The sequence below is a fragment of the Phenylobacterium zucineum HLK1 genome (genome assembly GCF_000017265.1).
GTDB classification, from domain to species: domain Bacteria; phylum Pseudomonadota; class Alphaproteobacteria; order Caulobacterales; family Caulobacteraceae; genus Phenylobacterium; species Phenylobacterium zucineum.
In genome coordinates this window covers 118,674-136,207 of sequence record NC_011144.1, presented here as the reverse complement: position 1 = coordinate 136,207, position 17,534 = coordinate 118,674, and the positions used below count along the sequence as shown (strand labels likewise).

Below are 17,534 nucleotides of genomic sequence, written 5' to 3'. Positions count from 1 at the left end.
GAACCCCGGCGGGCGACCGCCGGGGTTTTTTCATGGGCCGCGGGGGCGCTAGAAGGCGCCATGGTCGAGCTCGTCACGCCCCGCCTGAAGTTGCGCCGCGCCCGGCCGGACGACCTTCTCGCCATGCACGCCGTCCTGAGCAATCCGGCCGCCATGCGCTACTGGTCGACCCCGCCGCACGCGGACCTGGCCGGCACCCGGGCCTGGCTGGACGACATGATCGCCTCGGACGGGGAGGACTTCGTCGTGGAGCGGGACGGCCAGGTGATCGGCAAGGCCGGCTGCTACGCCCTGCCCAGCGTGGGCTACATCCTCCACCCCGACTGGTGGGGCCAGGGCCTGGCCACCGAGGCGCTCTCGGCCGCCCTGGCGCACGTGTTCGCCACGCGCTCGGTCGACAGCCTCGTCGCCGACGTCGACCCGCGGAACGGCGCCTCGCTACGGCTGCTTGAGAAGCTCGGGTTCCGCGAAACCCACCGGGCCGCGCGAACCTGGCTGGTCGGCGAAGAGTGGTGCGACAGCGTCTACCTGGCGCTGGCCAGGGAGGACTTCAGTCCACGACCGTGAAGCGGCCCTTGTCGAAGAAGCGCAGCACCTGCTCCAGCTCGTGCCCCCGGCGCAGGATCAGGCCGCCCTGCCCCACCACCGCCCAGGCCCCCTGGCGCCTCGCCAGGGCGGGGCGTTTCTCGATGCGGTAGAGCGGGGCCTCCGCGGTCCGGCGGAAGACGGAGAAGACGGCGGCGTCCGGCAGGCTGTCCATGCCGTAGTCGCGCCATTCGCCCGCAGCGACCATGCGCCCGTAGAGCCGCAGCAGCCGCTCCAGTTCGCGCCTTTCGAAGAAGACGCCGGCCTGGCGCGGGGCCGCATAGCTCGGATCGAAAGCCATCAGTGCGAGAGCCTGACGCAATTTCCTGTGTCGGGCCACCCGAAATAGGGCCGGCGGCCCCGTCCGCAAGCCTGCACGCCACGCCGCGAAAAGACCTTATTTCGGTCCCGCGCGCGCCTGATGCGGCTTCGATATTGGCCTTGTCGGTTGGTCGGACCTGGCGGTCCCGGATCCTGAACAGCCCCCCCAGCCCCCCTGGATCGGCGGACTGGCCAACCGGCGCTTTGGTATCCCCTCCCCTAGCGCAGCCCGTGCGGTCCCTCTCTCCAGCCGCGCGGGTTCGCGTCTGCGGAGGGGATCGCCGTATCTGGCCCTTGAGTATCGGGCCTCAGGCGCCCTTCTGCAGGACGCCGATCACCCGGCCCCCGCGCGCCGCCTGCACCACGACCACGGTCTTCAGGCCCTCCTCGGAAGGCTCGCCCAGGCGATAGGCCTGCGGCCGGCCGCGCCAGGCGCCCAGCCGCTTGATCTCGCGCACCACGTTCCTCTGCACGATCGTCTCGCCGCGGTTGTCACCCGCCTTCACGTCGACCTCGATCTCGCGCGGGTCGTAGCGGATGAGCCAGACCTCGGCGCCGCCGGACGGGACGCGTCCCGAGCCGACGTCCACCCGCCGCGCGCCGATGAACTTCATGTCCGGCGGGTTGCGCGGGGCCGCGGCGGCGGCGCGGACCAGCCGGTCGACCTCGGCGGCCTTCAGGCCTGGGGCCTCCTCGTCGCCGTCCACCACCACCTGGGGCGTATAGGGCTCGCGCAGCTTCAGCCGCGTCACATAGGCCCGCTGCCGGTCCGTGAACTCGGGCTTGGCGAAGGTGTCGGTCCAGCCGAGGTAGTCCCAGTAGTCGACGGAGTAGGTCAGCGCGAGCACGCCCGGCCGCTCGGCCAGCTTGTTCACGTGAGTGTTGGCCTCGACGCAGCCGCCGCAGCCCTGGGCGGTGAACAGCTCCACCAGCACCGGGGGCTTGGCGGTCGCAGCCGCAGGCGCGGCGACGAGGATCAGACTGACGAGCGCCGCTTTCCGCATCGCCCCCGACTTAGAAGCTGCGCCCGGAGCTGTAAATCTCAACAAGCCGTGAGCCATGGACGCCGGCCGCGGAGCCGCTACCCTCGGTCGCAGGCCGTTCAGGGAAACCCGCATGTTCCAGGCTCCGCCACCCCCGCCGCCGCCGCCCGCCCCCGAGGTGCTGCGCACCGAGGGCGTGAACCTCGCCATCGCCACGGACGATCGCCTCGTGGTGTTCGCCAAGGGCCAGCAGGCCGAACGCGGCGTGGTCCGCTACCAGCTCTTCCAGCGCGTGGACGTGGAGGCGACGAGGCCGGCGGCGGCCCCGGACGCCTCGCCCGACGCCGCCCCGCCGCCGATCCTGTGCACCTGGACCGTCTCGGTCTGGCTGCAGCGCGACCCCTGCATCGAGTCCATCACCGGCCGCCTCGCCTGCATGCAGCCATACACGGTCCGGCTGGACGACCGGGACCGCGGCTCCGAGCCCGTCCCGGAGGCCGCCGCCTGCGTCCCCGAGCACCCGTCCGTCGCGGCCGCCATGACCCGGATGTCCGAAGCGGTCTCGGAGGGCGCGGCGGCGCGGTTCGAAGTCGACCTCAAGCGGCGGTTCGCGCCCGAGCTGGGTCACGCTGGAGTCGCGGTGCGCCCCCGGGTCCGCTGACGGGCCGCCCATGCGAAAACGGGGCCCCGTCGCCGGGGCCCCGCCATCGCGTTCGGAAGGCTCGCGCGCTTACGCGGCCGGCTTGGCCAGGCTGCGCAGCACGTAGTTCAGCACGCCGCCCTGCTTGAAGTACTCGAGCTCGGTGGGCGTATCGATCCGGCAGCGGACCGGGAAACGGGCGATGCGGCCGTCGCTCGGACGGTACATCTCGACGATCAGCTGCTTGCGCGGCGCGAGGTCGGTGAGGCCGCGGATGGTCACGATCTCCTCGCCCGTCAGGCCCAGCTTGTGCCAGCCTTCCTGCAGGAACTGCAGCGGCAGCACGCCCATGCCGACCAGGTTCGAGCGGTGGATGCGCTCGAAGCTCTCGGCCACCACGGCGCGGACGCCCAGCAGCTTGGTGCCCTTGGCCGCCCAGTCGCGCGACGAGCCGGTGCCGTACTCCTTGCCGGCGAAGACCACGAGCGGCCGGCCTTCGGCCTGGTAGCGCATGGCCGCGTCGTAGATCGACATCTGGTCGCCGGACGGGAAGTGCTTGGTCACCCCGCCCTCGATCTCGGGCGTGATGCGGTTGCGGATGCGGATGTTGGCGAAGGTGCCGCGCATCATCACTTCGTGGTTGCCGCGGCGCGCGCCGTACGAGTTGAACTCGGACTGGGGCACCTGGCGCTCACGCAGGTAGACGCCGGCGGGCGACGAGGCCTTGATCGAGCCGGCCGGCGAGATGTGGTCGGTGGTGATCGAGTCGCCGAACACGCCCAGCACGCGGGCCTCGACGATGTCGGTGACCGGCGCCGGCTCCATGGTCATGCCCTGGAAGTACGGCGGGTTCTGCACGTAGGTGGAGCCCACGTCCCAGGTGTAGGTCTGGCCGCCCGCGACCTTGATGCCCTGCCAGTGCTTGTCGCCCTTGAAGACGTCGGCGTAGCGGGTGGCGAACATCTTGTTCGTCACGTGCTTGCGCTGGAGCGCGGCGATCTCGGCGGTCGTCGGCCAGATGTCCTTCAGGAACACCGGCTGGCCGTCCTTGCCCTCGCCCAGCGGCTCGTTGGCCAGGTCGATCAGCATGTTGCCGGCCAGGGCGTAGGCGACCACGAGCGGCGGCGAGGCCAGGTAGTTGGCCCGCACGTCGGGGTTCACCCGGCCTTCGAAGTTGCGGTTGCCCGAGAGCACCGACACGGCCACCAGGTCGTTCTTCTGCACCGCCTCCGAGATCGGCTCGGGCAGCGGGCCCGAGTTGCCGATGCAGGTGGTGCAGCCGTAGCCCACCAGGTTGAAGCCCAGGGCGTCCAGGTGCTTCGTCAGGCCGGCGGCCTTGAGGTAGTCGGTGACCACCTGCGAGCCGGGGGCCAGCGAGGTCTTCACCCACGGCTTCACCTTCAGGCCCTTCTCGACGGCCTTCTTGGCCACCAGGCCGGCGGCGATCAGCACGCTGGGATTGGAGGTGTTGGTGCACGAGGTGATGGCGGCGATCACCACGTCGCCGTTCCCCAGGTCGAAGTTCTCGCCCTGCACGGAGAAGCGCTCGGAGTAGCCGTCGGCCTTGCCGAAGTCGTTCGCCAGCGCGCCCCGGAACTCGGCGGCGGCCTCGGTGAGCAGCACGCGGTCCTGCGGGCGCTTCGGACCGGCCAGCGAGGCCGTGACCGTGCCCAGGTCGAGCTCGAGCGTGTCGGTGAACACCGGGTCCGGATCGGACGGGTCACGCCACAGGCCCTGTTCCTTGGCGTAGGCCTCGACGAGGGCCACCCGGGCGGCGTCGCGGCCGGTGGCGGTCAGGTAGTCCAGGGTCGCCTGGGTGACCGGGAAGAAGCCGCAGGTCGCGCCGTATTCCGGGGCCATGTTGGCGATGGTGGCCTGGTCTTCCAGCGTCAGGTGCTGCAGGCCCGGGCCGTAGAACTCGACGAACTTGCCGACCACGCCCTTCTTGCGGAGCATCTGGGTGACGGTGAGCACCAGATCGGTGGCCGTCGTACCGTCGGGCAGGACGCCGTCCAGGCGGAAGCCGATGACTTCGGGGATCAGCATCGGGATCGGCTGGCCCAGCATGGCCGCCTCGGCCTCGATGCCGCCCACGCCCCAGCCCAGGACCGACAGGCCGTTGACCATGGTGGTGTGGGAGTCGGTGCCGACCACGGTGTCGGGATAGGCGACTTCCTGGCCCTCGTCCGTGTTGGTCCAGACGGTCTGGGCCAGGTACTCCAGGTTCACCTGGTGGCAGATGCCGGTGCCGGGCGGCACCACGCGGAAGTTGTTGAAGGCCGACGAGCCCCAGCGCAGGAAGCGGTAGCGCTCCATGTTGCGCTCATACTCGCGCTCGACGTTGTTCTGGAACGCCTTGGCGGTGCCGAAGTAGTCCACCATTACCGAGTGGTCGATGACGAGGTCGACCGGGTTCAGCGGGTTGATCTTCTCGGGGTCGCCGCCGAGCGCCGTCATGGCGTCGCGCATGGCGGCCAGGTCCACCACCGCCGGCACGCCGGTGAAGTCCTGCATCAGCACCCGCGCGGGGCGGAAGCTGATCTCGTGCTCGACCGAGCCCTTGTTCTCGAGCCAGGCGGCGAGGGCCTTCAGGTCGTCGGCGGTGACCGACTGGCCGTCCTCGTTGCGCAGCAGGTTCTCGAGCAGCACCTTCATCGAGATGGGCAGGCGCGAAACGCCCGAAAGTCCCGCTTCCTCGGCGGCGCGAAGGCTGTAGTAAGCGTAGGTCTTGTCGCCCACCACGAGCTCGCGGCGGGTTTTCAGGCTGTCGACTGACGCCATGAGGGGAGATCCTTTCTCTGTTCCCGGCCTCCCACACGTTCCAGGGATCGCGCGCTCTGAAGGGGCGGACACACAGCGTTCGTCCCCGCGCGGCGTTGGCCCCCTGGGGCGGTGGCGGCCGGCCGCTTCATAGCCCCGGCCATCGCGCCCGTCCATGCGCGGCGCACCTTGCGAATCGTTCGCAAAATCTGAGGGGTAGCGCCGCGGCGGGGCAGGCCGGCCGATGATATCGGAGCTGGTCATTTCCGACGCGTCCGTCCGGCGTGGCGGGCGGGTGCTGTTCGAGGGGCTGGGGCTGACGCTCGCGGCCGGCCAGGCCTGCGCGCTGACCGGGCCGAACGGCTCGGGCAAGACCAGCCTGTTGCGGGCGATCGCCGGACTCGTGCGCCTGGAAGCGGGGGAGATCGGCTTCGGCGGGGCCGAACCGGCCGAGGCGCGGGCCGCGGCCGTGCACTTCGTCGGCCACCAGGACGGGCTGAAGCCCGGGCGCACGGTGCGCGAGGAGCTGGTGTTCTGGAGCGTCTGGTCCGGGGGGACCGAGGCCTCGGCGGCGGCCGCGGCCGAGACCTTCGACCTCGTCCGGCTGCTTGACCTCGAGGTCCGACGCCTGTCGGCGGGCCAGCGGCGGCGCCTGGCCCTGTCGCGCACGGCCGCCGCGCCCCGGCCGCTCTGGCTGCTGGACGAGCCGCTCAGCCCGCTGGACGCCGGCTGGCGCGCGCGCGCGGGCGAGCTGATGGCCGGACACCTGGCCGACGGCGGGATGATCGTGGCCGCGGTGCACGACCCGCTGCCCATCCCCGCGGTCGCGCTGGATCTCGGCGCATGAGCCGCTTCTCCGCCCTGCTCGCCCGCGAGACGGCCCTGGCCTGGGGCCGCGGCGGCGGCCCGCTGGTGGCAGTGGGCTTCTACGCCGGCGTCGCCACCCTGATCCCGCTGGCGATCGGGCCCGAGCCCGACCGGCTGGCGGCCATCGCGCCCGGGGCGGCCTGGGTGGCCCTGGCGCTCGCCTCGCTGCTGTCCCTCGATCGGCTTTTCGAGCGCGACTTCGAGGACGGGGCCCTGGACCTGCTGGCGCTCTCGCCGCTGCCGCTGGAGCTCACCTGCGCCGTGAAGTGCCTCGGCCAGTGGCTGGCCACCGGCGCGCCCCTGGCGGCGGCCGCGCCTGTCGCCGCGATCGCGCTCGGCGCCTCGCCGGCGCTCGCCCCCATGATCTTCGCCTGCGCGCTGCTGGGCGGCGTCGCCTTCGCCTTCATGGGCGGCATCGGCGCGGCGCTCAGCCTCGGCGCCCGCCGCGGGGGCCTGCTGACGGCGGTGATCGTCCTGCCGCTGTTCGTCCCGCCGGTGATCTTCGGCGGCGGCGCCCTGGACGCCTTCGCCTCGGGCCTGCCGTGGAAGGCCGGGTTCGCCCTGCTGGGCGCCTACGCCGCCGCCGCCCTGGCGCTGGGGCCGCTGGCCATGGCCGCCGCCTGCCGCAACGCGCTGTCCTAGGCCTTCTCGCCTAGTCCCTGGCGGCCGGCCGCGGCTTGGGATGCCACATGGCGTTGACGATCACCCACCGCTCGCCGAACCGGCCGAGGTGGAAGTAGTCGATGAACCAGGGCGTCTCGACCCGGGCCACCGCCACCTCGCCCGCCACGTCCAGCACCTTCACCGAACGGCTCCACTGGTCCTTCGGGGTCTTCAGAACGCCCTGGCGGGTGAGCTCGACCAGCTCCTCCTTCGACATCCGGCGCAGGGCGTAGACCTCGTCGGGGTTGGTCTCGACCGCCCGTTTGGCGAGGTCGGGATGCAGGGCGCGGGCGACGCGCGCCGGATCGCCCTCCAGCTGGCCGTCCACATAGTCGTAGGCCACCGCCTCGATCGCCCGCACGGCGGCCGGGTCGGGCGCCGCATCTGGGGCAGGGGCAGGGGCGGCCACGGCGGCCGCGAGCAGCAGGGCTGCGAGCATCGGGATCTCCACATCAAAGCTCGACCGTATGCCGCTTCGCGGGGCCGCTGGCACATGAACAAAGCTTCATGCCGAACGCCGCTTTTTCGCCCCATCCTGACGGCTGAGCTTGGCCCCTCAGACGCCTGCCACGGGAGACGAAAAGGCGATGCCGAAGACCCCTCACTGGTTCCTTGCGGGAGCCGCGCTGGCCGCCCTGGCGGCGGCCGGGCCGGCCTCCGCCCATCCGCACGAGGCGCATGGCAAGAACGACGCTCGCGCCGAGCGCCATGTCCACATCACGCGCGTCGGCGACGGCGACGTGGTGATCCGCCGCGGCGACCGGACCGAGCACCTGAAGGACGTCCTGCAGCTGCGTCCCGACCAGGAGCCGGCGCTGAAGGCCTTCCTCGAGGCCACCCGGCGCGAGCACGCCCGCCACGAGATGGTGCGGTTCGAGCACGACAGCGGCAAGACGACGCTGGAGCGCCTCTCCGAGATGGAGGCCAGGATGGCCGAGCAGCAGAAGGCGATGAAGGCGCGGATCGACGCCACCCGCGCGTTCTACGCCCAGCTCGACGCAAAGCAGAGGAAGGCCTTCGACGCCATGCCCATGCTGATGATGGTGGGCCCGGGCCTGGGCCCGATGATGATCCCGCACATGGCGCACCTCGACGCCCCACCGAAGCCGCCCAGGCCCCCGATGCCGCCCAAGCCGCCGGGCCCGCCGGGACCCCCGCCGCCGCCGATGTAGGGAGAGGCGCGTAGGGGCCTGCGCCCGGGACCGCTTGCGGGTCGGGCCGCCGGGCCTTAAGCGGATCGGCCATGATCCCGGCCCCCGCCTTCCTGGCCAATCCCGAGCGCTTCATGGCGTTCTCGCGCTGGGCCGCGCCGCTGTTCGGCTTGCTCGCCGCCGCGCTGGCGGCCGCCGGCCTGTGGCTGGGCTTCGCCGCCCCGCCCGACTACCAGCAGGGCCTGACCGTCCGGATCATGTTCATCCACGTGCCGGCGGCGCAGATCTCGATGTTCGCCTACGTCTGCCTGGCGGTGGCGAGCTTCCTGTCGCTGGTGTTCCGGCACGTCCTGGCCGACGCGGCCGCCCAGGCCGCGGCGCCGCTCGGCGCGGGCTTCACCTTCCTGGCCCTGGTCACCGGCGCGCTCTGGGGCCGGCCGATGTGGGGCGCCTGGTGGGTCTGGGACGCCCGGCTGACCTCGGTGCTGGTGCTGTTCCTGCTGTACCTCGCCTACATGGCCCTGCGCGCGGCGATCGACGACGAGGCCAAGGCCGGGCGCGCAGCCGCCATCCTGGCGCTGGTGGGCGCGGTGAACCTGCCGGTCATCAAGTACAGCGTGGAGTGGTGGAACACCCTGCACCAGGGCTCGACCCTCTTCGCCGAGGGCGGTCCCGCCCTGCCCGCCGTCTACCTGACGCCGCTGCTGCTGATGAGCCTTTCCTATCTGTCGGCCTTCGGCTCGCTGTGGCTGGTGCGGATCCGCGGCGAGGTGTGGCGCCGGCGGGCCGAGGCCGCGGCGCTGCGGCAGGCGCGGGGCTGAGCCGATGCCGCAGACGCTGCCTGAGACCCTGCCCGACTACGCCGCCTACATCTGGCCCGCCTTCGTCGTGACTGGCCTGGCCTTCGCCGGCATGGTGTGGGAGGCGCTGGCCCACGCCCGCCGCTGGAAGCGCCGCTACGAGGAGCGCGCCCGCAAATGAGCCGCTGGCTGGCCTGGATCCCGCTCGCCGCCCTGGTCGCCCTGGGGCTGCTGTTCGGCCTCTACGCCCTCAACCGCAATCCGCAGATCCAGCCGCAGGCGCTGGTGGGCAAACCCGTACCGACGGTCAGCCTGCCGACGCTCGCCGAGGGCCAGCCGGTTTCCCTGCGCGAGATGGCGTCGGAAGGACCGATGATCGTCAACTTCTTCGCCTCCTGGTGCGCCCCCTGCGAGATCGAGCACCCGGTGCTGATGGGCCTGAAGGGCCAGCCGGTGCGGGTGGTCGGCATCGCCTACAAGGACGCGCCCCAGAACAGCCAGGCCTTCCTGGACCGCCTCGGCGATCCCTACGCGGAGGTGCTGGTGGACCGCGACGGGCGCGCGGGCGTCGAGTTCGGCGTCACCGGCGTGCCCGAGACCTATGTCGTGGGCCGCGACGGCATGATCCTGGCCAAGCACACCGGCCCCCTCACCGAGGCCGACGCCCGGAGGCTTGCGGCCCAGGCCCGCTGAGAAGGGCGCGCTGATGAGGTGCGCGGCCGGGCGCGTTAACCACTTCTTGAGGCGGACGCGGGCACCCAGGGAGCGTCCCTGTTAACCATGTCCGGCCTTCCGCCCGTGACCACGATCCGACCGAACCTGCCGCCACCCGCCGCGCCCCAGTCGCACGGCCTGGATCCCGCGCGCCAGGCCGCCCAGCGGGCGTTCTTCGCCGCCGCCCTGGGTCAGGCTCAGGCGCCCGCCGCCGCCGCCGCCCCGCGGCCGGCCGAACCCCCGCCGCAGGCCCCCTCCCGCACGCCCGATCCCGGCGCCGAGGCGCCGCAGCGGATCCTGCGCCCCGGCTCGCTGCTGGACATCCGCGTCTGAGCTTCAGCTCCACCTAAACTACGCAAAATTAACCATATTCCGCGCGGAACGCGGGTCGGCTCCGCGTGTTTCGTCATTTGTTGAATGCGTTTCGTAAGACGAGCGATGGGACGGGAAGACCGGATCTACGAGGAGGCCGCGGCCTTGTGGCGCGCGCTCTACGGCGAACCGCCGCCCATCACGGCGGACGGCGGGACGATGCTCGACATCATCATGCGGACCCTGCCCGAGGCCGGCTATGAACGCCTGCGCACGCCGCACCTGCGGCCCACGGACGTGGTGATGCCCCGCCCGTCGGCGTAGGCGGCCGCCGGACGGATCGGCCGTTTCAGGCCGCCTTCTTCAGCTTCTTCTTCTTTTTCGACTCGGGCTTCGCGGCCTTGTCCGCCCTGGGCTTCTTGGCCGGCTTGGCCTCGGCCTCGGTCTTGCCCTGGGGCTCGCCAACGCCCGCCAGGTCCTTCAGCAGCCGGACGAAGGCCTCGCGGCGCGTGCGGCCGGGGATCAGCTTCAGCAGCCGGCCGTCCACCGCGGCCATCTTCGGCTGGGCCTCGGCCAGGGCGGCCTGGCCCTCGGGCGTCAGGCGCACGGCGTTGGCGCGGGCGTCGGCGGTCGAGCGCTCCCGGGCCAGCAGGCCCTTCGCGATCATCCGGGCGGCCATGTCGGCGAGGGTCGAGCGGTCGATGCCGGTGGCGCGGACGAGGTCGGTTTGGGTCGCCCCCTCCTGGGCGGCGACCGCCGCCAGGACCGCGTACTGGCGCTGGGTGATCGCGCCGGCGCCGAACTCGGCGGCGTATTCGTCGAGCGCCCGCTGCAGCGCCCGATGCAGCAGATGACTGGGCGAGCCGTCGAGGGCGGCCACGCCGGCCTTCGCACGCGCCTTGCCTTTGGCCATGGTCGTCACCGTCCCCCAACTGGCTTGGACGGCGGCAAGACTTAGCCGCTCTCTGCGACGGTTTGACGACGGACGATCCCGTCCCCCGAACCTTACTCCGTCGGCGGCGGCGGCAGCTCGTCGGCGCGCACGTACTTCATCAGCAGCGGGGCGTGGGCGATCGAAAAGACCAGCGTGAGGATCATCAAGCCGGGGAAGCGGAACACCACCCAGACCTCCTCGGCCTGGGTCCGCCAGACGAATTCGTTCAGCCCCGCCAGGGCGAAGAAGAACAGCGCATAGTTGATGGTCAGCCGCCGCCAGGCGGGCTCGGGCATCTGGAACGCCTCGCCCAGCAGCAGCTTGAGCGGGTGCTTGCCCATGAAGAGGCCGACCGTCAGCACCAGGCCGAAGATCCCGTTCATGATGGTCGGCTTGATCTTCAGGAGCCGCGGGTCGTGGAAGAACAGCGCCAGCCCGCCGAACACCAGGCCAGCGGCGCAGGCGATAAGGGGGAAGGGCGCGATCCGCCGCTCCACCGCCAGGCCGACGACCAGCGCGATCCCCGAACCCACCACCAGGGCCCAGGTGGCGACCGTGATGTCCTTGCCGGTCATGAAGTAGGCGACGAGGAACACGACGAGCGCCGAGTAGTCGACGAAATAGCGGATCCAGTCCCGCGTGCGCTGGTTCATCGGACGGGCTCCGCGAGGCCTACGAGGGAGCGGGCGAAGGCGCGGGCGTCGAAGGGCTGCAGGTCGTCGATCCCCTCGCCCACGCCGATCAGCTTGATGGGGCTGTCCGAGGCCTGGGCGACCGGCACCAGCACGCCGCCGCGGGCGGTGCCGTCCAGCTTGGTCATGACGATGCCCGAGACGCCGATCTGGTTGCCGAAGATGTTCTCCTGGTTCAGCGCGTTGCGCCCCACCGTGGCGTCGAGGACCAGCAGGGTCTCGTGCGGCGCCTCGGGGTCCAGCTTCTTGACCACCCGGATGATCTTCAGGAGCTCGTCCATCAGCCCCTGCTTGTTCTGCAGCCGCCCGGCGGTGTCGATCAGCACGACGTCGTAGCCCTCGGCCTTCGCCCGCTGCACGGCGTCGAAGGCCAGGCCCGCGGCGTCGGACCCGGTCGGGCGGCCCATGAAGTCGGCGCCCGCCCGCTCGGCCCAGACCTTGAGCTGTTCGACGGCGGCGGCGCGGAAGGTGTCACCGGCGACGATGAGGACCTTGGCGCCCCGGCTGCGCAGGTCGGCCGCGATCTTGCCGAGCGTGGTGGTCTTGCCCGAGCCGTTCACGCCGATGAACAGGACGACGTAGGGCCTGGGGCCCGACAGCGGGTCGAAGCCGCCCTGGCGGCTCGACAGCTCGTCGCCGATCGCCTGGGCGAGCGCCTCCTTGATCTCCTCCTCGCCGACGTCCTTGCCGAACTTCTCCTCGGCGAAGCGGGCGGTGATGCGGGCGGCGGAATGCGGGCCGAGGTCGGCCTCGATCAGCATCTCCTCCAGCTCGTCCAGCTTGGCCTGGTCGAGCGGCTCCTTGGCCGTGAACACAGAGGCGATCTGGTCGCCCATCTGCTTCGACGACTTGGTGAGCCCCTGTGTGAGGCGCTGGAACCAGCCGCGTTTGGGTTCTGACATGGGTTGGGCTTCTAGCCGGGAGCTTGCCGCGCGTCACCTGCGGCCGCATGAGAGGGGCGATGGAAGGTCTCGCTGCAACCCTCGCCGCCCTCGACTACGCCGCCGTGGCCGTGTTCGGCGCGACCGGCGCGCTCGCGGCCGCCCGGCGCAAGCACGACATCATCACCTTCGGCTTCTTCGCCGCCGTCACCGGCGTGGGCGGCGGCACGCTGCGCGACCTGCTGATCGACGCCCCGGTGTTCTGGGTGCTGAAGCCGAGCTTCCTCGTCGCGTGCCTGGCCGCCGCCCTGGCGGTGTGGGTCTTCGGCGGCGGGCGCGGACGCGGGCGGCTGCTGCTGTGGCTCGATGCGCTGGGCATGGCCGGCTACTCGGTGGTGGGGGCCCTGAAGGCCGCCTCGCTGGGCGTGCCGCCTCTGGCGGCCATCGTCATGGGCGTGCTGACGGCCACCTTCGGCGGCGTCCTGCGCGACGTGCTGGCCCAGGAGCCGTCGGTGCTGCTGCGGCGCGAGCTCTACGTCACCCCTGCGCTCGCCGGCGCCTCCACCTTCGCGGGGCTGTACGCCCTGGACGTGCTGCCGATGGCGGCGGCGGGGGCGGGCTTCGCCGTCGCGCTGTCGCTGCGGGCGGGGGCGATCCTGTTCGGCTGGAAGATGCCGGGCTTCCCCGGCCGGCCGCCGCCGGAACCCGAGGACTGATCAGTCGTCGCGGTCGGGGTGCTGGTAGTTCTGGATCCGCTCGTAGTAGCCGGGCGGCGGGCGCTCGACCTCCAGCTCGGCGATGTGCGCCATCCACCCCGGCGAGCTCTCGGGCTCCAGCTGCACGGTCGGCGCGATCTCGGCGGCGCGGTCGAAGGCGAAGATGGTCAGGTCGATGCTCTTGGCCGTCTCGAAGGTCAGCGGCGTCCCGCACGATGGGCAGAAGCCCCGGCGCACGAGGTTGGAGCTCTGGAAGCGGGCGGGTTCCTCCCCCGTCCAGGTCAGCCGGTCCCGGTCCACGCCCACGAACGCGCCGAACGGGCCGCCGGTCGCCTTCTGGCACATGCGGCAGTGGCAGATGCTGGCGCGCCCCAGCTCGCCCTCCACCCGGAAGCGGACCTTCCCGCACTGGCATCCGCCGGTCCAGCTCATGCCGCGCCCCTCTCCTGAACGCGGGCGATCGCCCGCCGGCCGTCGTGTGCGGTGACCGCCAGGGCGACGACGGCCCCCTCCGCCGCCTCGCCGGTGAAGGCGATCTCGGTGAAGTCCTCGGCGCGCGCGAACCCGGGCCGCTCGACGAGGCCCAGCAGCGTCCGGCCGACCTGGGCCTCCAGGTGGCGGTCCAGGGCGGCCTCGCCGGCGGCGCGCAGGCGGGCGGCGCGAGCCTTCACCACCTCGCGCGGCAGTTGCGGCATCCGGGCCGCCGGCGTGCCCGGCCTGGGGCTGAAGGGGAAGACGTGCAGGAACGCGAGTCCCGCCTCCTCCACCAGCCGCAGGGTGTTCTCGAACATCTCGTCCGTCTCGGTCGGGAAACCGGCGATCAGGTCGGCGCCGAAGGCCACGTCGGGGCGCACCGCGCGCACGTCGGCGACGAGCCTCAGCGCGTCGGCGCGGCTGTGGCGGCGCTTCATGCGCTTCAGGATCATGTCGTCCCCTGCCTGAAGGCTGAGGTGCAGGTAGGGCATCAGCCGGGGCTCCTCGGCGAGGAGCCGCAGCAGGTCGGCGTCGATCTCGGCCGCGTCGATGGACGACAGCCGCAGGCGCGGCAGCCCGGGCGCCAGCTTCAGGATTCGCCCGACCAGCTGGCCCAGGGTCGGGGCGCCCGGCAGGTCGGCGCCCCAGCTCGTCACGTCCACGCCGGTGAGCACGACCTCCTGGTAGCCTTCGCCCGCCAGCCGGCGAACCTGCTCGACCACCTCGCCGGCGGGCGCCGAGCGGGAGTTCCCGCGGCCGTAGGGGATGATGCAGAAGGTGCAGCGGTGGTCACAGCCGTTCTGGACCTCGACATAGGCCCGCGCGCGGTCTTTCAATCCGTCGATGAGATGGCCCGCCGTCTCGCGCACGCTCATGATGTCATTGACGCGCACGCGGCCGGCCTCGGCCGTCGGCGCATAGGACCCGGCCTGGCTCTTCTCGGCGTTGCCGAGCACCAGGTCGACCTCGTCCATGGCGGCGAAGGCGTCGGGATCGATCTGGGCCGCGCAGCCGGTGACGATCACCTTCGCGCCCGGCCGCTCGCGGCGGGCCTTGCGGATCGCCTGCCGGGCCTGGCGCACCGCCTCGCCCGTCACCGCACAGGTGTTGAACACGATGGCGTCCGAAAGGCCGTCCTCGGCCGCCCGCTTGCGGATGACCTCGCTCTCGTAGGCGTTCAGCCGGCAGCCGAACGTGACGATGTCGACGTCGCTCCTCCCCTGCGAAGGGGGGGAGGTGGATCGGCGCGAACGCGTCGAGACGGAGGGGGCCTCGAAGCCGCTCACGGCAGCTCGCCCTGGAAGTCGACGGCCGCCGGGCCGGTCATGATCACGTGGCCGTCCGCGCGCCATTCGACGAACAGCTCGCCGCCGTCCAGCTCCATCGTCGCGTGGCGGCCGATCAGGCCGCGGCGCGAGGCGGCCACCATGGCCGCGCAGGCGCCGGTGCCGCAGGCCTTCGTCAGCCCCGCGCCGCGCTCCCACACCCGCAGGCGGATGCGGTCCGGCGCCTTCACCTGGGCGAAGCCGACGTTGACGTGCTCGGGGAACAGCGGGTGCCCTTCGATCGCGGGGCCGGCCTCGGCCGCCGGCGCCTGCTCGGCGTCGGGCACGAAGAAGACCACGTGCGGGTTGCCCATCGAGACGCAGCCGGGCGGCGCCATCAGGTCGGCGTGGTGGTATAGGACGACGTCCAGCGCGCGGGTGTCGTGCGGCTCGGCGAGCGGGATCTCGTTCCACTCCAGCCGCGGCGGGCCCATGTCGACGCTGACCAGCCGCTCGCCCGCGCGGGTGGCGACGAGGCGCCCCGCCCGCGTCTCGATCACCGCCTCGTCCTTGCCGCTGGACTGCATGAGCAGCCAGCCGACGCAGCGCGTGCCGTTGCCGCAGGCCCCCACCTCCTCGCCGTCGGCGTTCCAGAAGCGGACGTGGGCGTCGGCGCCCTCGGCAGGGTCGACGGCGATCAGCTGGTCGCAGCCGATCCCGGTCGCGCGGTCGGCGATCGCGCGCACCTGCGCCGCCGTCGGTTCGAACGGCGCGGAGCGGGTCTCGACCACGACGAAGTCGTTGCCGAGCCCGTTCATCTTGAGGAACGGACGTCCCATGGCCGCGGACATATAGGCGAGAACGGCGCGCGCTGCACCTCGCCGCTTCGGCGCCTGGTCAGGCGGCCGCGGTGGCCCCCGTCACCGGACCCGAGCGGCGGCCGCTCAGGGCGACGTTCATCTGTTCCACCAGCCGGCTGAGCTCGATCGGCTTGGCCGTGACGCCGTCCATGCCGGCCTGCGCGTACTCGACCAGGTGGTGCGACATCGCGTTGGCGGTCAGGGCGACGATCGGCGTGCGCGCCCGGCCGGTCTGCGCCTCGATCTCGCGGATGCGGCGGGTGGCGGCGAGGCCGTCCATCACCGGCATCTGCACGTCCATCAGGATCAGGTCGAAAGGCCCCTGCCGCCAGGCCTCGACCGCCTCGTGGCCGTCGGCGGTCATCTCGACCTCGACCCCGAGCTGGCCCAGCAGGGTCTTCAGCACCAGCTGGTTCGTCTCGTTGTCCTCGGCGACCAGCACCCGGATCGCGGCGACCTCCGCCGGCGCGGCCGCCGGCCCCACAACCTCGGGCGCATCGGCGCGGTCCAGCGGCAGGATGACGGTGAAGGTCGAGCCTGCGCCGGGCGTGCTCTGCGCGGCGATGTCGCCCCCCATCAGCCGGGCGAGGTCGCGGGAGATGGCCAGCCCCAGGCCCGAGCCGCCGTAGCGGCGGGTCGTCGAGGCCTCGGCCTGCACGAAACGCTCGAACAGGGCGTCCAGCCGCTCGGGCGCGACGCCCGGTCCGGTGTCGCGGACGCGCAGCACGACCTGGCCCGCCGCGTCCAGGAAGAGATCGGCGGCCACGGCCCCGCGCTCGGTGAACTTCACGGCGTTGGCGAGCAGGTTGTAGAGGATCTGCCGCACCCGCGTCGCGTCCGCCCGCCAGGCGCCGGCGAGCTCGGGCGCGGCCCGCACCGAGAGCTCGAGGTCCTTCGACGCGGCGAGCGGGGCGAAGGCCTCCTGCGCCTGGGCCGCAAGGTCGTGCAGATCCAGCGGTGCAAGGTCGAGCTCCAGCTTGGCGGCCTCGATCTTGGAAATGTCGAGCAGGTCGTTCAGCAGCACCAGCAGCACCTCGCCCGACTGGCGGATCACCTCCAGCCGCTCGCGCTGGCGCCTGGGCAGCGGATCGTGCGCCATGGCCTGGGCCATCCCCAGCACCCCGTTCAGCGGTGTGCGGATCTCGTGGCTCATGGTGGCCAGGAACTCGCTCTTGGCGGCGCTCGCCTCCTGGGCCCTGGCCCGGGCCGCCTGGGCCTCGCCGAGCGCCTCGTCCAGGGCCACCGCCGCCTGGCGGTTGCGCAGCACGGCGATGAACAGGTGGGCCAGGTAGAGGCTCGCGCCGACGGCGACGAAGGCCATGCCGGCGACATCGGCGTCCTGCTCCACGAGGATCGACAGCACCGGCAGGCTGACCAGGTAGAGGGCGTGCGGCGTGCAGCCGGCCCACAGCATCTTGGGCGCCGACTGGGCCTGCAGCGCCACGTTGATCAACCCCGCCGCCGGCACCAGCAGGGCGTAGAGGTGGCCCTCCAGCCCGCCCTTCAGCCAGCACAGCGGCGTGATGGCGGAGTAGACGAGGACGTTCAGCGTCACCGAGGCGAGATAGACCCGCTCCTGGGCGCGGTCGGGGACGAAATCGGGGTCGCGGCGCATCGGCGCCGTCAGCCGCAGGTCGAGAAGCTGGGTCGCCGCCACCGCCGCCAGCCAGGCGAAGGTCCAGGGGCTCTGCGTCAGGTACAGGGTCCCGGCGCCGATGATGAGCGCAAGGCCCACCCGCATGGGCAGTTCCCGGGCCCGGGTCGACGCGAGGCGGTGGTAACTGAAACTGGGCGACATTGCCTCTCCCCAGCCTGCAGCATTTCCCAGGTTGGCTTAATCAAGCGTTCCAATCAGGCCGCCTTTTTCGAATCAGGCGTACGGCGGCCGGCGAGGAGGGGCAGACAAGCCCGTGGCG

Annotated in this window: 22 protein-coding genes; 11 read left to right on the top strand and 11 right to left on the bottom strand. The window is 72.0% G+C overall.

Features of this window, described 5'->3' with window-relative positions:
* Positions 1-60 precede the first annotated feature (60 nt).
* Positions 61-567 (top strand): GNAT family N-acetyltransferase, encoded by a 507-nt coding sequence (locus tag PHZ_RS00780; RefSeq protein ID WP_012520706.1) that lies wholly within the window; start codon positions 61-63, stop codon positions 565-567.
* Here the strand turns inward: PHZ_RS00780 and PHZ_RS00775 are convergent.
* Both PHZ_RS00775 and PHZ_RS00770 read right to left on the bottom strand, forming a co-directional pair.
* Complete coding sequence (locus PHZ_RS00775) at positions 551-886, bottom strand: DUF2794 domain-containing protein (RefSeq protein ID WP_012520705.1); 336 nt, start codon at positions 884-886, stop codon at positions 551-553. The two genes, PHZ_RS00780 and PHZ_RS00775, sit on opposite strands and share 17 nt — an antisense overlap.
* A 328-nt stretch (positions 887-1,214) precedes the next feature.
* Positions 1,215-1,910, bottom strand: a complete 696-nt coding sequence (locus PHZ_RS00770; protein WP_012520704.1) for a DUF1223 domain-containing protein — start codon at positions 1,908-1,910, stop codon at positions 1,215-1,217.
* A gap of 112 nt (positions 1,911-2,022) precedes the next feature.
* On the opposite strand from PHZ_RS00770, the gene PHZ_RS00765 reads away from it, so the two are divergent.
* Positions 2,023-2,550 (top strand): hypothetical protein, encoded by a 528-nt coding sequence (locus tag PHZ_RS00765; RefSeq protein ID WP_041372926.1) that lies wholly within the window; start codon positions 2,023-2,025, stop codon positions 2,548-2,550.
* A gap of 69 nt (positions 2,551-2,619) precedes the next feature.
* Here the strand turns inward: PHZ_RS00765 and acnA are convergent, their stop codons facing one another.
* Positions 2,620-5,310, bottom strand: a complete 2,691-nt coding sequence (acnA, locus tag PHZ_RS00760; protein ID WP_012520703.1) for an aconitate hydratase AcnA — start codon at positions 5,308-5,310, stop codon at positions 2,620-2,622.
* A 223-nt stretch (positions 5,311-5,533) separates the two neighbouring features.
* Between acnA and ccmA the strand changes: the two genes are divergently transcribed.
* On the top strand, positions 5,534-6,136 hold the full coding sequence (gene ccmA / locus PHZ_RS00755; RefSeq protein WP_012520702.1) for a heme ABC exporter ATP-binding protein CcmA: 603 nt from the start codon (positions 5,534-5,536) through the stop codon (positions 6,134-6,136).
* Positions 6,133-6,798 carry a heme exporter protein CcmB gene (ccmB, locus tag PHZ_RS00750; RefSeq protein ID WP_012520701.1) on the top strand — a complete coding sequence of 222 codons (666 nt, stop codon included), beginning with the start codon at positions 6,133-6,135 and terminating at the stop codon, positions 6,796-6,798. The genes ccmA and ccmB overlap by 4 nt, the downstream gene beginning before the upstream one ends.
* A gap of 10 nt (positions 6,799-6,808) precedes the next feature.
* On the opposite strand, the gene PHZ_RS00745 is transcribed toward ccmB, so the two are convergent.
* Entirely contained in the window at positions 6,809-7,258 is a 450-nt protein-coding gene (locus tag PHZ_RS00745) for a nuclear transport factor 2 family protein (protein WP_041372925.1), read from the bottom strand.
* Positions 7,259-7,406: 148 nt separating this feature from the next.
* Here PHZ_RS00745 and PHZ_RS21375 point away from each other — a divergent pair, with 148 nt between their 5' ends.
* From PHZ_RS21375 to PHZ_RS00720, 6 genes are all read left to right on the top strand, one after another.
* Entirely contained in the window at positions 7,407-7,991 is a 585-nt protein-coding gene (locus tag PHZ_RS21375; protein ID WP_012520699.1) for a Spy/CpxP family protein refolding chaperone, read from the top strand.
* A 71-nt stretch (positions 7,992-8,062) separates the two neighbouring features.
* Positions 8,063-8,791 carry a heme ABC transporter permease CcmC gene (gene ccmC / locus PHZ_RS00735; RefSeq protein ID WP_012520698.1) on the top strand — a complete coding sequence of 243 codons (729 nt, stop codon included), beginning with the start codon at positions 8,063-8,065 and terminating at the stop codon, positions 8,789-8,791.
* 4 nt (positions 8,792-8,795) lie between these two features.
* Entirely contained in the window at positions 8,796-8,951 is a 156-nt protein-coding gene (ccmD, locus tag PHZ_RS22005) for a heme exporter protein CcmD (protein ID WP_083770787.1), read from the top strand.
* On the top strand, positions 8,948-9,463 hold the full coding sequence (locus PHZ_RS00730; protein ID WP_012520697.1) for a DsbE family thiol:disulfide interchange protein: 516 nt from the start codon (positions 8,948-8,950) through the stop codon (positions 9,461-9,463). The genes ccmD and PHZ_RS00730 overlap by 4 nt, the downstream gene beginning before the upstream one ends.
* Before the next feature lie 87 nt (positions 9,464-9,550).
* The gene (locus PHZ_RS22940; RefSeq protein ID WP_012520696.1) at positions 9,551-9,817 is read left to right on the top strand and encodes a hypothetical protein; all 267 of its coding nucleotides are present in this window, start codon (positions 9,551-9,553) and stop codon (positions 9,815-9,817) included.
* A 105-nt stretch (positions 9,818-9,922) separates the two neighbouring features.
* Entirely contained in the window at positions 9,923-10,120 is a 198-nt protein-coding gene (locus PHZ_RS00720) for a hypothetical protein (RefSeq protein WP_041372924.1), read from the top strand.
* Between the two features lie 25 nt (positions 10,121-10,145).
* Here the strand turns inward: PHZ_RS00720 and PHZ_RS00715 are convergent, their stop codons facing one another.
* From PHZ_RS00715 to ftsY, 3 genes are all read right to left on the bottom strand, one after another.
* Positions 10,146-10,709 (bottom strand): MarR family winged helix-turn-helix transcriptional regulator, encoded by a 564-nt coding sequence (locus PHZ_RS00715; protein WP_012520695.1) that lies wholly within the window; start codon positions 10,707-10,709, stop codon positions 10,146-10,148.
* Positions 10,710-10,801: 92 nt separating this feature from the next.
* The gene (locus PHZ_RS00710) at positions 10,802-11,383 is read right to left on the bottom strand and encodes an inner membrane-spanning protein YciB (protein WP_012520694.1); all 582 of its coding nucleotides are present in this window, start codon (positions 11,381-11,383) and stop codon (positions 10,802-10,804) included.
* Positions 11,380-12,324 carry a signal recognition particle-docking protein FtsY gene (gene ftsY, locus PHZ_RS00705; protein WP_012520693.1) on the bottom strand — a complete coding sequence of 315 codons (945 nt, stop codon included), beginning with the start codon at positions 12,322-12,324 and terminating at the stop codon, positions 11,380-11,382. The genes PHZ_RS00710 and ftsY overlap by 4 nt, the downstream gene beginning before the upstream one ends.
* Positions 12,325-12,383: 59 nt before the next feature.
* Between ftsY and PHZ_RS00700 the strand changes: the two genes are divergently transcribed.
* Positions 12,384-13,019, top strand: coding sequence for a trimeric intracellular cation channel family protein (locus PHZ_RS00700; protein ID WP_012520692.1), 636 nt, complete (start codon positions 12,384-12,386; stop codon positions 13,017-13,019).
* Here the strand turns inward: PHZ_RS00700 and PHZ_RS00695 are convergent, their stop codons facing one another.
* From PHZ_RS00695 to PHZ_RS00680, 4 genes are read right to left on the bottom strand one after another with little or no spacing between them, the layout of a single operon-like run.
* Entirely contained in the window at positions 13,020-13,451 is a 432-nt protein-coding gene (locus tag PHZ_RS00695; protein ID WP_012520691.1) for a GFA family protein, read from the bottom strand. It abuts the gene before it with no gap.
* Positions 13,448-14,845 carry a tRNA (N(6)-L-threonylcarbamoyladenosine(37)-C(2))-methylthiotransferase MtaB gene (gene mtaB, locus PHZ_RS00690; protein WP_012520690.1) on the bottom strand — a complete coding sequence of 466 codons (1,398 nt, stop codon included), beginning with the start codon at positions 14,843-14,845 and terminating at the stop codon, positions 13,448-13,450. The genes PHZ_RS00695 and mtaB overlap by 4 nt, the downstream gene beginning before the upstream one ends.
* Positions 14,776-15,597 (bottom strand): diaminopimelate epimerase, encoded by an 822-nt coding sequence (gene dapF / locus PHZ_RS00685; protein ID WP_041373760.1) that lies wholly within the window; start codon positions 15,595-15,597, stop codon positions 14,776-14,778. The genes mtaB and dapF overlap by 70 nt, the downstream gene beginning before the upstream one ends.
* A 58-nt stretch (positions 15,598-15,655) precedes the next feature.
* Positions 15,656-17,359, bottom strand: coding sequence for an ATP-binding protein (locus PHZ_RS00680; RefSeq protein WP_049758085.1), 1,704 nt, complete (start codon positions 17,357-17,359; stop codon positions 15,656-15,658).
* Positions 17,360-17,534: the final 175 nt, after the last annotated feature.